Genomic DNA, 15229 nt, shown 5'->3' with positions numbered 1-15229 from the left:
CGGGGCCCGAACCGCTGTCGCTAGAGCCGGTAGCCGAGCTTTATGCCGAGGGCCAGACTCGGAATCGTTCCCTCGCGCTGGTTGAAGGTGCTGATCTCGAACAGCTTGTCGTTGGTGTAATAAATCGTGCCGGGGGGCGTGTCGCGCCGGATAAACCGGGTGCGGGCGCCGAGACCCACATACAGATCGCCCACGAGCCGCCCGTTGGCCGATAGGGAAAACTGCCGACCCACCTTGAGGTGACCGCCCCAGGTAAATTTCTGGGCGTGCTGGGTCGTGTACTGGTAATACTGACAGTTGCCCGTGGCGCAGCCCACGCCTACGGTCACAGCCTCCAGCCCGTCGATTTTCTTGTAAAATCCGTCCAGGGCCAGGTAGAGGCCCGATCCGGGGGCGGTGGGATGAACGTAGTAGCGGTACTCGGCCCGTCCGCGCCAGACATCGCGGGTCTGGTAGCGGTTTCCCTGCGTCTGCCCGGCCAGGTTGATACCCAGCCAGCCAAAACCCGCTTCGACCTGCACCGCGTGGTGGTCGCCCAGGAGCCGCTCGGCTCCGAGCGACACCGTGTTGTCGATATCGAGCAGGCTTAGAAACGGAAATTTCAATACCCAGCGCCGGTCGGGCTGGCGGGGTATGTCGGGGGGGGAGACCGCCGGCTGCGCCCCGGCAGTGGCGGCTGTCAGGAGCAGGCCTCCCAGCAGAAACCGGTAACGCGTGCGGCTCATGGCGTCAGGGAGATTTTGCTCAGCAGTTTCAGCTGGGTCGGGTCGGCATAACTGTATTGATACACCCCGTCGGGGCCAGTCACGATCAGTACGTTGCTCAGTGGGATCACATCGTAGCTTTTTACATCGGTAAGGTACTGCACGGTTTTGGCGTCGAGCGGATTGCTGATGTCCATGATCCGCAGCCCTTTGTCGCCTTCGCCCACAAACAGCGTCGTGCCATATACCCCCAGGCCATGCGGACTCGTCATGGGGTAGCTTTTGACTAGTTTGGGCTGCTCGATGGTGGAGATATCGATGATGTCGAGGCTGCTGGGCCCCTGGCTACGACAGGTGGTGCCACTGCGCAGCGTCACGTAGGCATAGGAACCCTGTACCACCACCGGGTCGCAGCTCAGCATGTGGCTGTAGTACCCAACCTGTTTGGGCGCACTTGGCTGGGCCAGACTAAGGATGAACATACCCGTGCGGGTGCCGACAAACAAGTGCTGGCCGTAGGGGAACAGGGTTTCGAGGCCCAGGCCAAGTTGTTGTTTAGGCCCCTGAACAGGGGTGCCCGTGCGCAGATCATAGGTCTGCAGGTACTGATCGCTCAGGGTGTAGAGCGTAGTGCCGGCCAGGGTAAAGCGGGCTGTTGAGCCGCCCACGCCGTTGCCGGGGGTGGGCGAATCACTCTTGCCGCAGCTCAGCAAACCCGTCAGCAGCAACAGGGTAACGAATCGGTTCATAGGATCAGGACGAATGGGAGCGGGGTAGCCACCGGTGAACACCTAGCGAAAACACTGGGGATTGTCGACCGGGGCTTTTTCCCAGCCAACCACGACGCCCTGACTGGGGTCGGGACAGGCAAAGCGGATGTTGGTCAGGTCCGGAAAGTTCTGTTGCTGAAAAACCGACGCGAGCCGATTCACCAGCCGGGGCTGGCGCGGATTGGTGAGGCTGATCGTAACCAGATCGGTTGTGTTGTCGGCGTAGAGCAACGAATCGCGCACGGCCATCTCCTGATTGCCGGGAATGCTGATGAACGACAGCTGAACCGGGTTGGCCGGGTCGCGGTTGTCGACCACGTGAATACCCGTGCCGATGTCGTTGATCAGCAGGTACTGGTCTTTAACGTAGATCTTGCCCACCTTGCGATAAGGCTGGGGACCCAGGGTCTGGATGGTACGGACGGTGGCGGCCGACGCGTAGATGGGGCGGTAGGTATCCGAATCCAGGGCGGGCGTCGGGGGATAAGGTTTCCAGCAACCGTCGAGGGTCAGCAGAGACAGAAACGCGAGGCTGTATCGGATTGGGCTGCGCATACGGTGTGGGTTTTGTCCAATGTCGATACAAAAACAATCCAACTGGTTGGAATCGGCAAGAAAAATTAACTTTGTCGACACGAGCAATTCCGCAACCCCACAATATGCTTACCGACTCATCAACGACTGTATCGTCTGCCGATCACCACAAACTATCGAAAACCGAAATTCTGGCCCAGAAAAACGCCGAAGCCGCGCTCGGTGGCGGCCAGAAACGCATTGATGCCCAGCACGCCAAGGGCAAGCTGACGGCCCGCGAACGCATCGCCCTGCTCGTAGACGAGGGCTCGTTTGAGGAGATTGGTAAATTCGTCATGCACCGCACCCGCGATTTTGGTCTCGACAAGGAACACTACCTGGGCGATGGCGTCGTGACGGGCTACGGTACCGTCGACGGCCGGCTGGTTTACGTGTTTGCGCAGGACTTTACCGTTTTTGGCGGAGCCCTGTCGGAAACGCACGCCGAAAAAATCTGCAAGCTCATGGACCTGGCCATGCAGAACGGGGCGCCCATCATCGGTCTCAACGATTCGGGCGGAGCCCGGATTCAGGAGGGGGTGCTATCGCTGGCCGGATACGCCGATATTTTCTACCGCAACACCAAAGCGTCGGGCGTTATCCCGCAGCTTTCGGCCATCATGGGTCCCTGCGCCGGGGGCGCCGTGTATAGCCCCGCCATCACCGACTTTATTTTCATGGTCGAAAACACGAGCTATATGTTCGTGACGGGGCCCAACGTAGTCAAAACGGTGACCCACGAAGAAGTAACGGCCGAAGAACTGGGAGGTGCCAGTACGCACAGCACCAAATCGGGCGTTACGCATTTTGCCTGCGCCAACGAACTGGCCTGTATTCAGCAGCTCAAGCAGCTGCTGAGCTACGTACCCCAGAACTGCGAAGACACCACGCCCCTGTTGCCCTACGAACCGGCCGATGAAACGCGGCCGGCGCTGAATACTATCATTCCCGATAACCCGAACCAGCCCTACGACATGCGCGAGGTAATCGACGAACTGGTCGATGCGGGTTCGTTCATGGAAGTGCATAAAAACTACGCCGAGAACATTGTCGTCGGCTTTGCCCGCATCGGTGGGCGCAGCATCGGGGTGGTGGGCAACCAGCCCGCCGTGCTGGCCGGCGTACTCGACTCCAATTCGAGCACCAAAGCGGCCCGTTTCGTACGCTTCTGCGACAGTTTCAACATTCCGCTGCTGGTGCTCGAAGACGTGCCCGGCTTTCTGCCGGGTACCGATCAGGAGTGGAATGGCATCATCAGCAACGGTGCCAAGCTGCTGTATGCCTTCTGCGAGGCCACCGTACCCCGCGTAACGGTGATTACCCGCAAAGCCTACGGCGGGGCTTACGACGTGATGAACTCCAAACACATCGGCGCCGATCTGAACTACGCCTGGCCTACGGCCGAAATTGCGGTGATGGGGGCCAGCGGAGCCGCCGAGATTATTTTCAAGCGAGAAATTGCCGAGGCCGAAGACCCGCAGGCCAAGCTGCAGGAAAAAGTGCTCGACTACACCGAGAAATTTGCCAACCCCTACCGGGCGGCACACCGCGGCTACATCGACGAAGTAATCATGCCCGACGAAACCCGGCGCAAGCTTATCCGCGCGTTCGGTATGCTCGAGAACAAGGTGGCTACCATGCCCCGCAAGAAACACGGTAATATTCCGCTCTAAATTCGTCGGCCGGCTTTTTTCAAACGGGCTCACCAATCAATTGACCTGATAATGGGTTGATGGATTGGTGAGCCTTTGCATAGCGAGGGGAGCCACTGACCTTACTTACCTACCTATGCGTTATGATGCCGTTGTTGTTGGGTCGGGGCCCAACGGGCTCAGTGCCGCCATCACGCTGCAGCGGGCGGGCCTGGCGGTGCTGGTGCTCGAAGCCAAAGACACTATCGGGGGCGGTACCCGGTCGGCCGAACTGACCCAGCCGGGTTTCGTGCACGACATCTGCTCGGCTATTCATCCGCTGGCCGTGGGATCGCCGTTTTTTCAGTCGCTGCCCCTGGCCGATTTTGGCCTGCAGTTCGTGGTGCCACCCGTGGCGGCCGCCCATCCGCTCGACGGGGGTGTGGCGGCTGCCCTGCAGGGGGACGTGGCCGACACGGCCCGCCACTTCGGGCCCGATGCCGAGGCTTACCGCGACCTGATGGAGCCGATCGTGGCCCGATGGCCCACGCTGGCGCCCGACGTGCTGGGGCCGCTGCGCTACCCCAGGCACCCGATCGATATGGCCCTGTTCGGGCTCAAAGCCCTGCCGCCCGTTACGGTGCTGGCGCGTCGTTTCAAAACCGAACAGGTCAGGGGGCTGTTTGCCGGCATGTCGGCCCACGCCATTCAACCCCTGACCAACCTGACTACGTCGGCCATTGCGCTGGTGCTCATGGCGGCCGGGCACCGGCACGGCTGGCCCGTTCCGATCGGCGGGTCGCAGGCCATTGCCAACGCGCTGGGCGGGTATTTTCAATCGCTGGGCGGTACGATTGAAACGGGGCGGCTGGTGCGGTCGATGGCCGATATACCCGAGGCCCGGGCGGTGCTGTTCGACCTGACCCCCAAACAGCTACTGGCCATTGCCGGCGACCGGCTGTCGGGGCTCTACCGCAGCCGGCTGAGCCGGTACCGTTACGGCTACGGCGTTTTCAAGATCGACTGGGCGCTCGATGGCCCCATTCCGTTTACGGCTCCGGTGGCGCGGCAGGCCGGCACGGTACATTTGGGGGGGACCCTGGCCGAGATCCGGGCCGCCGAGCAGGCCGTTGCCGACGGGCAACACCCCGACCGCCCCTATGTGCTGCTGGCACAGCAAAGTCAGTTCGACGCCAGCCGCGCCCCGGCCGGCAAGCACACGGCCTGGGCGTACTGCCACGTACCCAACGGCTCCACGCTGGATCAGACGGCGGTGATCGAGCAGCAGATCGAGCGGTTTGCGCCCGGTTTCCGCGATCGGATTCTGGCGCGGCATACCATGAATACCGTAGCGATGGAAGCCTATAATCCCAACTACGTAGGGGGCGATATCAACGGCGGCATTATCGACCTGGGGCAGCTCTTCACGCGGCCCATCGCGACCCTCTCGCCCTACGCTACCTCGGCGCCGGGTATCTATTTCTGTTCGTCGTCGACCCCGCCGGGTGGGGGCGTTCATGGGATGTGTGGCTACCACGCAGCCCGCAACGTGCTGGCCGATGTGTTCAGACGACCCATACCCATCCATTTATCAAACGGTTGAGCGAACGGATGGGGCGCTTGATGGCTGGTCAACTTACTGTGGATCAGTTGGTAGCGTATGGGTTGGGCTCACGGCTAAACCGCCTTTTTGCGCCAAAAAGCGGGTGTTTCCGGCCGCTCAGCCCGGGTTCCATACCATTTGTCGAAACAACCGTTACAATGGCCGAACGTACCGTCTAAAGGGTACAAAAGTCAGGCGGCTGAAGGGCTCTGATGCCTTGTTAACGCATTGATAATGGGTCATATAGGCCCTGCCCGGCCCGCCGAACCGACTTTGTGCCACTAACGCCAAACTACCCGATCCGAATCTATGAAAGCGTCTACAGCCTACCGTATCTACATTGTTGAAGATGACCTCTGGTATGGTGAATTACTGAGTTATCATTTGTCGATGAACCCGGATTATGAACTGCACCGGTTTTCGACGGCAAAAGACTGCCTGAAGGCAATTGCGACCAAACCCCCTCACCTGATCACACTCGATTACAGCCTGCCCGACGCCAATGGGGGCGAGCTGCTGCGCCGGATCCGCACCCAGTTGCCCGAGGTGCCGGTTATCGTAATCAGTGGCCAGAACGACGTTGAAACGGCAGTGCAGCTGTTGCGGTCGGGTGCCCAGGAGTATCTGGTGAAAGACGACCGGACCCGCGATCTGCTCTGGAAAGCCATACTGACCATCCGGGATCGGGGGCAGGCGCAACCGGTTGTGAGCCTGCCTCCGGCAGCCGTTCCCTCCAGCCCGGCATCGAAGGCGGGCGAACAGACGGGCCAGCGGGCCGTTCAGGCCCTTATCAAAGGCAGTAGCCCTGCCCTCGAGCCCGTGTTTTCGATGGTGGAAAAAGCCGTCCGGACGGCCATCAATGTGACTATCACCGGCGAAACCGGGACGGGCAAGGAGTTGGTGAGCCAGGCCATTCACCAGCTGTCGGATCGGAAACACAAACCCTTCGTGGCGGTGAACGTCGGCGCCATCCCGCGCGAGCTGGCCGAGAGCGAATTGTTCGGACACGAAAAGGGGGCCTTTACCGGGGCCCAAAACCGGAAGATCGGCCGCTTCGAAGAGGCCAATGGCGGTACCTTGTTTCTGGATGAGATTGCTGAGCTGGACCTGAATCTGCAAACCAAACTGTTGCGGGTGCTGCAGGAACGCGAACTGGTGCGGGTAGGGGGCAACGAGAAAGTCAGACTCGACATTCGGCTGGTGACGGCCTCCCACAAAAACCTGCTCGAGGAAGTGCGGCAGGGGCGTTTCCGCGAAGATCTGTACTACCGGCTGCTGGGGCTTCCCATTGCGCTGCCCCCCCTCCGCGACCGGAAAGGGGATATTCTGCTGCTGGCCACCCATTTCCAGACGGAGTTCTGCCGCGACAACAATCTGCCCGTCCGGCCCCTGTCGAAGGCGGCTGCCCAGCGGCTGCAGCAGTACCGCTTTCCGGGCAACGTTCGGGAGCTTAAAGCACTGATGCAGCTGGCGGCTGTGCTGGCCGAGGGCACCGAGATTCAGGCCGACGATCTGCTGTTCAGCCCCATTGCACCCACCCAGGAGCAGCCAGCCAGCGATCCACGCACCCTGCGCGACTACACGCTCGACATCATTGCCAGTCACATGCGTCAGTTCAACAACAACGTGGGACTGGTGGCCAGCAAGCTCGACATTGGCCGCTCGTCGATCTACAAGCTGATGCAACAAAACGAGCTGACCGGGGTATAACCCCCGGATCGGCGTCGATCAACCCCATAACCGGCTGCTGGACGGACTATCCAACTATACACGTGCCTCCGGCCAGCAGCCGGGGGCACGCTTTGTTTCGGACTACTGGTGTGTCGACACGGGAGGGGTAACGGGGTCTCGGAGCACGGGCTGCTGGCTGGGCAGCACCACGCCGAACAGACTGCCTTCGTTGACCTGCGACTCGGCGAATATGAGGCCGTTGTGGCCGTGGGCGATGCGTCGGCAGAGGGCCAGCCCAATGCCCGACCCGGCGTAGGAACTGCTGGGATTGAGCCGCTTGAACACGTCGAAAATCTGATCGGCGTAGTTGCTCAGAAAGCCAATCCCGTTATCGCGAACCGACAGGAGATAGTAAGTCGTATCCTGACGCAGCTGGGGATAATGGTTCAGTTCGACCGAAGCAAGCTCCCGGGCCTGCACCTCGATACGGGGCGGGCGGGCCAGCGGACTCTCGGCCGGGTGGGTGAATTTGAGGGCGTTGCCCAGCAGGTTGTACAGCAACTGCATCATCTGCAGCGGTACGGCCTCCAGGATGGGCAGTTCACCAATGACCAGTTCGGCTTTTTTCTCCTGGATCACCAGCTCCAGATCGGATACCACCCGATCCATAATACCCGACAGGTCGGTGGGCTGAAACCGTTGGGCGGGCTTCAGCAGCCGGGAGAATTCGAGCAGATCGCGAATAAGCAGCGACATCCGCTCGGCCGATTTGGTGATGCGTTCGATGGTGGTCGCATTATCGGGCGACAGCTGGGCCTGCGAGGCCAGCTTGCTCGAAAAAACCCGGATTTTACGGAGCGGCTCCTGGAGATCGTGCGAGGCTACGTAGGCGAACTGTTCCAGTTCCTGATTCGAATGCAGCAGCCGTTCGTTGGACTGGTGCAGTTCTTCGTTGGTCGTGAGCAGTTCTTCGTTGACCGCCTGCAGTTCCTCGGTGCGCAGCTGCACCTGTTGTTCGAGGGCCAGCTGTACCCGGCGCTGGGCCGTAATGTCGCGAACGGTACCCACAATTTTCAGGGCCAGCTGGTGCTCGTCGTAGTAGGTCTGCCCTTGTGCGTGCAGCATCCGGTCGATGCCGGTGTGCCGGTCGGGCACGACAAACTCGCAGGCGAAGCGGCCATCGGTGGGGTTGGCAGCGGCCGTACGAATGGCCGTTTCGAGCCGGTGGCGGTCGGTCGGGGCGATCGGCACCAGAAACCGCTGAATTGGCATCGAGTTAGTGTCGAAGCCCAGCCAGTAACCGATCCGATCGGAGAAGGTGATGGTGCCCGTCGGGATTGTATAGGTCCAGGTGCCCAGTTCCGCCAGTTCGATGGCGCCCTGCAGCTGTTTCTCCGTTTCCTGAAGATGGTTATACGTGCGGGTCTGCTCGGTAACGTCGTTGGCCAGAATCAGGATACCCGTCACCAGCTGGTTGGTTTCGCGGAGGGGAGTCAGCACGAAGTCGACATAGTGGTCGTCGGGCTGACCGCCGTGGTGAAGATGGAGCAGTACCCGGTCGAGCGACTGGGGCATGCCCGTGGCGTAGACCTGTTCGAGCAGGGGGTAAATGGTGGTGTGCAGCGCCGGGGGCAACACGGGGGCCAGCGGCTGACCCATGGTGCCGGGCTGGATAGCCAGCAGGTGCTGCATGCGATCGTTAGCCAGCTCGATGGTCATGTCGGTCCCCTTCACCAGCCCGATGGCCATGGGGGCCTGTTCGATCATGGCGCGCAGCCGCTGCTCACTGGCGAAGAGGGCCTGCTGGCTGGCCATTTCGGGACGCAGGTCGCGCATGATCGACCCCAGCGAGAGGGGTTGTTCACGGGCGGGGTCGTCGATACGGATCACCTGATTGGCAACCGGAATCAGCGCACCCGTCTGTAAATGCCGCACAGTGATGGTTCCTTTCCAGCTTCCTTCCGCCAGCACCTGGGGGCGAACCAGCCTGCGAATCGTATCGAAGTCGGCAGGTTCGTGCAGATCCTGAATGTGTACCGTGTTGATCGGCGTCTGCTCATCGAAACCCAGCAGCGTGCGCCCGGCCTGATTGATGTACGAGTGGGTGCCATCGGCTTCCAGAATGGCCATGCTGTGGCCGCTGGATTCCACGAGTCGGAGCAGTTTCCGGTTTATTTCCTCGCTTGCCAGCAGCGATTTGGCCGCCAGTCGGGTATCGAGTTCCCGGATCAGGAGCTGGCCGAAGCGCTGAAGCATGCTGCGCTGCTCCTCGGAAAACGACTGCGGAACCCGGTCGACAACGCACACGGAACCGATGCGATGGCCCTGTTGGGTGGTGATGGGGACGCCCGCGTAGAACCGAATGCCATTGTCCCGCCACACCAGCGGATTGTGCTGCAGGCTAGCTTCGGTGCGGGTGTCTTCAAAAACGGTAGGTTCTTCGTGCAGAATGGTCAGCGAACACAAACTTGTTTCGCGCGGCACCCGATCAACGCCAAAATCACCAACCTGCGATTTGTAAAAGACGGTGTCGGAATCGACGAGTGAGAAAAAAACCAGCGGGGTACCGAAAACCTGCGCCATCAGGGCCGTGATGGTATCGAACGACGCTTCGGCAGCTGTGTAGAGGATGTCATAAGCCTGCAGAGCGCTCAGGCGGTTCGCTTCATCGGGCGGAAGCAAATGGGGAGGAACCGGACGTTTCATGCTACGGTACGTTTCTGTTACGGGCAGAAGACCAGCCGAATCAACCAACGGAGGGGGCATCGGTTTTAAACTGGCCTCATCAGACAAAGCTACGGCCTGAATCCCAACTCAGGTAGTGCTGCCGAAACATTTAGCCAGACCGGCCGATGTCAAAAAACGGCTCGAATCGACTGAAAAGGGAGAAGAATGTGCCATTTATCGAAATAGCAGCCGGTGCAGCGGGGGCATAGCTAATTTTGAACCAATCGATCGGCGCGGAGATCAAAACCTGGTATCGGTGCCCGACCCGTAGTAAGTTTTACCAGTACCCACCGTACTTTTTCTTTGCCAAATCGGCAGTTCCTGATCGCCTTGATCTGGCCGGTCGATTTGACTAACAGTAAGTAAAAACACCGTAACTGTACACATAAGCGCCTGATTTCCTGTCCGGAATCAGGCGCTTTTTTTGTTTTCAATACGCTCCTGGTGGGCTAAAAACAGTGGGTAGGCCGCCAGAATATCGCTAAAGCGCCCTATATGTGTGCGGATTAATATTTACAATTAATGTTATATGGTATATAAATTGTTTAGTAAAAATACTAAGTATAAATAATTAGTTAAGTGAATTTTTATTTTACGAGTAATGAGTAGTACTCCTGCTTGCTTTTCGTCAATACTTAACCACCTCTCAATCCACATGGTCGAAACTACCATCAACCAAACCCGTTCTGTTCGGATCGTTACCTTCACTGGCAGCCTTGATGCCAGTCAGGCCGTGCGCCTGAAAACGTTGTTTACCAGCCAGACGCGGCCGGAGCTTTTCTGGGTCGACCTGACCGCCGTTACCCGAATCGACCTGGCCGCCATCAATGCCCTTGCTTTGGGGCACAAGCAGCACCGGCTTCATATTGTGCCGCCGGCCTGTCAGAAAGCCCGTAATGTTTTTCATCTGACCAAGTTCAACCGGATTCTTTCCCTGAAACCGGCCTTGCCTGTCTTTCACGAAACGACCTTCTATGCCTGATCCACTACTTCATTAGATCGACGTTGAGTCGTACAGAAACGGGCGGCAGGGCCTGGGCGGGAGCACCGCCCAAGCCCTGCCGCCCGTCTGTTTTGCCGTGCGGAACGTGTACCTATAGTCCTCTAAACTAGTCGATTAAGTTTACTTTTTTGTATAAACGGTAAATTATGCAGTTTGCCGTTCGTCTGAAGCCATTTATCGAAAATGGGTCTGGGGAGGCCTGTATGTCGTGCAATTTTGGGTCATAAACAAGCACCCACCATGCACGCGAACAACGCAGTAATCAGCAGTGAACTTCAGGTAAGTGGTCAGACAATCACGTACACGATCCGCGTAACGGGCATACTTTGCTCGGCTCAGGCCTGGCGGCTTCGGGAAATGTTTCAGGGTATGCAACATTCGGCGACAATTTTGCTGGATCTCAGTCAGGTATCCAAAATGGATATCCAGGCCGTTCAGGCACTGGCGACTGGACACAAACTGCACCGGCTGACGGTGGTTCAACCGCTGAGTGCCGAGGGGGGCAAAATGTTGCACCTGACCAAGTTTACGCAGGTGCTCAACCTGGTTCCGTCGCCTACTGCTACCTATGTTGATTCCTTCTCTGCGAAAATACCGTAGTCTACTGGGCGATGGTGCCCTGCTGATGGCCAGCGCCCTGTTGGTCAACCTGGGCAACTACGCCTTCAATCTGCTGGCCGGCCGGCTCGTCACCCCGGCTGTGTTCGGCGAGATCAGCCTGCTCGTTACGCTGCTGCTGGCGCTTTCGTTTGTGGCGATGGCTTTTCAGCTGACGGCCTCCCGCTACCCACATACCCGGGGGCGGCTGGTGCGGGTAGCCTGGCAGAGTGGGGCTGCCCTGGCCGTAGTTACGGTTGCGCTGTCGGAGCCGATCCGGCACTTCTTTCAACTAGCTGCGGTCTGGCCCATTGTGCTGCTGGCCCTTTCGATACCGGTCTATTTTGCCATGAGTGTGGCTCGGGGAACGCTCCAGGGCCAGCTCAACTACCGACGGCTGGCGGCCACCTACCAGATCGAAGTGTGGGTACGGCTCGGCCTTGGCCTGAGTCTGATTTACGCGGGCTGGGGTGGACTGGGCGTTTCGATCGGTCTGCTGGCGTCGTTGCTGGCGTGTTACGGGCTGAGCCGCCCCGCCCTGAGCCAGCCGGCCGGGGCGCCCGCTGAAGAAACGGGGCTGGTCTGGTCTTTTTTCGGCACCACGCTCTGCTACGAACTGAGCCAGGTTCTGATCAACAACAGCGACGTGATGCTGGTGAAACATTACCTGCCCGACCACGATGCCGGGCTGTACACGGCGCTCTCCATGATCGGGCGGGTCGTTTACTTTGCTACCTGGTCGGTGGTAATGGTCCTGTTTCCGAAGGTGGTCGAGCAGCAGCAGCAGGGGCTGCCTACGGGGCACCTGTTCTGGGGGAGTCTGGGTATTGTGGGGGCGATTTCGGGGGTCATTGTGGCCGGTTGCGCCCTCTTGCCCGACCTGATCGTACGCATACTGTTTGGCCCGCCTTATCTCGCCGTTGCGCCTTATTTGTGGCAGTATGCCCTGGCAACCAGCCTGTTTGCCCTGGCCAATGTGTTTGTTTATTACCACCTGTCGCTCGACCGCCGGCGCCCTGTCTGGCTATCGGGAATGGCCGGGCTGCTGCAAATCGGGCTGATAATGGTCTGGCACGGGTCGTTTCAGGCCATTATCGCCGATCAGCTGGTGGCTATGCTGGTATTTCTGCTGGTACTGGTCGTGTACCACGCAACAACCGGCGCTGCTCCTTCAGCAACTGCAGAAAATGCAGATAGTACCAGTCAACAATATCGGCCATCGGCAACGTAACGGAGGCCAGATAATTGGTCAACGCCAGTTCGCGCCGGTACTCGTCGTTTTCCAGCACCGACTGCAGGGCGTCGGCAAGGCTGCCCACCTGCTCGGGCTCGAAAAAAGCACCCGCGTAGCCTTCTTCCTGAATCAGGTGGGCCAGGTCGCCGATGTTGGGCAGAATGGCCGCCCGGCCATAGCTGCCGGCCTGGTGTAGCACGCCCGAACTGCCGGTTGTGCTTGAATAGGGAAAGACTACCACGGCGCTCTCCCTGAATACGCGCGGCACATCGGCTTCGTCGACGTAGCCGGTAAACTCGAGCATGGGTACCTCGGCATACTGCGCCCGAATGCTCGCCAGATACCCTGCTTTGTTCGGACTGTCGGTGCCGGCAATCACCAGCCGAATGGGCAGCTGGGTTCGGCGCCGAACCAGCACCACAGCTTCGATCAGCACTTCGACCCGCTTGTATGTACCAAACTTGCCAAAGGTCATGACCGTAAACGGTCCCGGCGGGAGCGAGAAGTCGGGCATGGCCGGCAGCTCGAAACTGCCGTGCGGAATAAGCGCCACGTTGGTGGCCTGGTACTTGTTCTCCAGCACCTCGACGTATTTGGCAATCGTAACGGTAACCAGATCCGACGACAGAATGACGCGGGTCAGCAAACTGCCGATTTTCTGAAAGGCCAGCGCAATGGCTTTGTGCTGGGCAAAGCCAGCCGAACGCAGGTCGACTTCCTCCATAATGTTGTGCAGCAGGGCAACTGTCGGAAAACCTGCCATTTTGACCAGCAGGGGCGTGTGTAACCCTAAGGCCGCCGGTATTTTCTGATCGCCGAACGACAGAAACTGCATGTTGAAAAGCACCACGTCGGGTTTATGGCGTCGAACGGCCCGCAGAATAGACATGGGGTTGAGCCAGCGGTTAAATGCCCATACCGTTTCGATGCGCACGGGGCAGCCCGGCCCGTCGAGCTGGTAGCTGAGCCCGTCGGGCAGTTCATCCACAATCAGAATGACCTCGGCGATGGATGCGTTCTGCCGAAAGTGCTGGACCAGGTAATACCCGTATTCGTTGAGGGTGCCTTTGCCGGGTGGGTGGGTTGTTACGATGGCAATACGTAATTGATCTGACATAGGCGGGAGGGATCCGGTTTATGGTGTGAGTGCACCGGCAACAGGTTTGGGCGTGCCGTCTGTATGCAGAATACCGAAGTGTTTCTGGGGTTGAACCTGCCACGGCTTTTTGCCCACGACCTCCGCCGGGACCTGGTCAAAGTCATACAATGTCCATACCAATTGAGGAATATTGCCGTGCTTATTTAGGATGGTTCGTACGCTTCTGACGTACGTCAGCTGGTCGGCTTCGGTATGGCCAAACGGCGCCCACAACCCCCGGTAGCTGGGCAGGCCATATTCTTCGAGCAGCAGCAGCTTGTTCGGAACGGCCTTGCGCAGCAGGGCGATATCCTGATCGAGCTGGGGCAGCGACCGGTACGAGTGAAACGACACGAAGTCGACGTAGCGGGCCAGGTAGCTGGCGCTTTCGGGGTAGGCCCAGCCAATGGTGATCAGGTGGTTGGGATCGTAGCGCCGGGCGCGGGTCAGTATCCAGTTGAGCCAGTCATTGACGTCGTCGGGATCGTGGTGCTTATAGTCGATGTCGGGCTCGTTTTTCAGGTCCCAGGCCAGCAGCGCCGGGTGCCGATTAAACCGCGACAGCAGCGTTTCGAGCTGCCGGTCGGTGGCCGTCAGGTTCAGCAGGCGGTAGTCGCCCATAAAGTCGAACAGCGTAACCAGCACCCGAAGCCCATGCCGACTGGCCAGGTCAAGCAGGTTCTGCAGTTCGGCTACCCGTTCGGGCAGTACGTTGCCCCGGCCAAAGTCGTGAAAATTGACAAATACACGGACGGTGTTCAGACCAAGCGCCCGCACCCGGGCAAAGTCGCGGTCGACAATTTTGGCATCATACTGTTTCCAGAACGACGACCAGGGTGTTTTCTGGGGGTAGTAATTGACGCCGTTGGGCACAAAGGGCCGGCCGTTGATGACAAACTGGTTGCGCACCATCCGTACCAGCTGCGTGCAGTCGCGCGGGGTGGGTTCGTGAAGATCGATAGCCGTGGCCGGCTGCCGCACAAGGTGTTTGATGCGCCAGTACCCGTCGTCGAGCAGCATCACCACCTGGTAATCGACCGTCGACTGGTCATCGGCGATTTTTTCGCCTGGTTCGAGCCGGTAGAGCCGCTGTTTAAGGGTCATCCGGTGATCGGTGAAGGATACGATCTGCCCATCGGCCGAATAGAAGTGCAGCTGCAGGTGGTGCTCCACATCGGTCTGGTGCAGGCGGTGCCCCCGGGCCGTTATGTCGAAAACGGCCGCGGTGGCTTTGGGCAGCGCGTCAGGCGTGAAGTATTCGGTCATGCCGACCGGTCTGCCGGCCAGGTAGCTCAGCTGCCACTGGTACCACGCCCGGATGTAGTCGCCCATCAGCTCCTCGCGCGTGGAATTTTCCATGGGGCGGCCGGTCTCGGGGTCGTCGGGCAGCCACGTAACGCGGGGCGTATGCACATCGAGCATGGCCGTAGTCAGGTTGAGGGCCTCTTCGCGCCGGGCTCCGCTATGGAAGAATACCCAGAGCTGACTGACCAGGGCCACCAGCACGGCAATGCCCACCAGGCCGATGGCGGCAATCAGAACACGGGAATAGGGTCGACTCGTTGTCAAGGCTATAAA

General features: G+C 59.4%; 12 protein-coding genes. 6 read left to right on the top strand and 6 right to left on the bottom strand.

Annotated features, from left to right (window positions below; translation table 11 throughout):
* Window positions 1–20: 20 nt before the first annotated feature.
* From ACYVAC_RS16485 to ACYVAC_RS16475, 3 genes are read right to left on the bottom strand one after another with little or no spacing between them, the layout of a single operon-like run.
* Window positions 21–725: a hypothetical protein gene (locus tag ACYVAC_RS16485; RefSeq protein ID WP_461098851.1), complete on the bottom strand. Its 705-nt coding sequence runs from the start codon at window positions 723–725 to the stop codon at window positions 21–23.
* A complete protein-coding gene (locus ACYVAC_RS16480) occupies window positions 722–1453 on the bottom strand; it encodes an LVIVD repeat-containing protein (RefSeq protein WP_461098850.1) in 732 nt (243 codons plus the stop codon). Before ACYVAC_RS16480 ends, ACYVAC_RS16485 begins: the two co-directional genes overlap by 4 nt.
* Window positions 1454–1495: 42 nt before the next feature.
* A complete protein-coding gene (locus ACYVAC_RS16475; RefSeq protein ID WP_461098849.1) occupies window positions 1496–2029 on the bottom strand; it encodes a hypothetical protein in 534 nt (177 codons plus the stop codon).
* A 104-nt stretch (window positions 2030–2133) separates the two neighbouring features.
* Here ACYVAC_RS16475 and ACYVAC_RS16470 point away from each other — a divergent pair, with 104 nt between their 5' ends.
* The 3 genes from ACYVAC_RS16470 (at window position 2134) to ACYVAC_RS16460 (ending at window position 6991) form a co-directional block, all read left to right on the top strand.
* Complete coding sequence (locus ACYVAC_RS16470) at window positions 2134–3720, top strand: acyl-CoA carboxylase subunit beta (protein ID WP_461098848.1); 1587 nt, start codon at window positions 2134–2136, stop codon at window positions 3718–3720.
* 115 nt (window positions 3721–3835) lie between these two features.
* A complete protein-coding gene (locus ACYVAC_RS16465; protein ID WP_461098847.1) occupies window positions 3836–5281 on the top strand; it encodes a phytoene desaturase family protein in 1446 nt (481 codons plus the stop codon).
* Between the two features lie 309 nt (window positions 5282–5590).
* On the top strand, window positions 5591–6991 hold the full coding sequence (locus ACYVAC_RS16460) for a sigma-54-dependent transcriptional regulator (protein ID WP_461098846.1): 1401 nt from the start codon (window positions 5591–5593) through the stop codon (window positions 6989–6991).
* Between the two features lie 102 nt (window positions 6992–7093).
* On the opposite strand, the gene ACYVAC_RS16455 is transcribed toward ACYVAC_RS16460, so the two are convergent.
* Window positions 7094–9658 carry a PAS domain-containing protein gene (locus ACYVAC_RS16455; RefSeq protein WP_461098845.1) on the bottom strand — a complete coding sequence of 855 codons (2565 nt, stop codon included), beginning with the start codon at window positions 9656–9658 and terminating at the stop codon, window positions 7094–7096.
* A 676-nt stretch (window positions 9659–10334) separates the two neighbouring features.
* Here ACYVAC_RS16455 and ACYVAC_RS16450 point away from each other — a divergent pair.
* The 3 genes from ACYVAC_RS16450 (at window position 10335) to ACYVAC_RS16440 (ending at window position 12510) form a co-directional block, all read left to right on the top strand.
* On the top strand, window positions 10335–10661 hold the full coding sequence (locus ACYVAC_RS16450) for an STAS domain-containing protein (RefSeq protein ID WP_461098844.1): 327 nt from the start codon (window positions 10335–10337) through the stop codon (window positions 10659–10661).
* Window positions 10662–10922: 261 nt separating this feature from the next.
* A complete protein-coding gene (locus ACYVAC_RS16445) occupies window positions 10923–11282 on the top strand; it encodes an STAS domain-containing protein (protein ID WP_461098843.1) in 360 nt (119 codons plus the stop codon).
* The gene (locus ACYVAC_RS16440; RefSeq protein ID WP_461098842.1) at window positions 11251–12510 is read left to right on the top strand and encodes an oligosaccharide flippase family protein; all 1260 of its coding nucleotides are present in this window, start codon (window positions 11251–11253) and stop codon (window positions 12508–12510) included. Before ACYVAC_RS16445 ends, ACYVAC_RS16440 begins: the two co-directional genes overlap by 32 nt.
* Here ACYVAC_RS16440 and ACYVAC_RS16435 read toward each other — a convergent pair.
* A complete protein-coding gene (locus ACYVAC_RS16435; protein WP_461098841.1) occupies window positions 12392–13630 on the bottom strand; it encodes a glycosyltransferase in 1239 nt (412 codons plus the stop codon). The two genes, ACYVAC_RS16440 and ACYVAC_RS16435, sit on opposite strands and share 119 nt — an antisense overlap.
* 18 nt (window positions 13631–13648) lie before the next feature.
* Window positions 13649–15220 (bottom strand): cellulase family glycosylhydrolase, encoded by a 1572-nt coding sequence (locus ACYVAC_RS16430; RefSeq protein ID WP_461098840.1) that lies wholly within the window; start codon window positions 15218–15220, stop codon window positions 13649–13651.
* Between the last annotated feature and the right edge of the window lie 9 nt (window positions 15221–15229).

The organism is Spirosoma luteolum (assembly GCF_054778875.1).
Note: the sequence above shows the minus strand (reverse complement) of the source record. Positions and strands in the feature narration are given on the sequence as shown.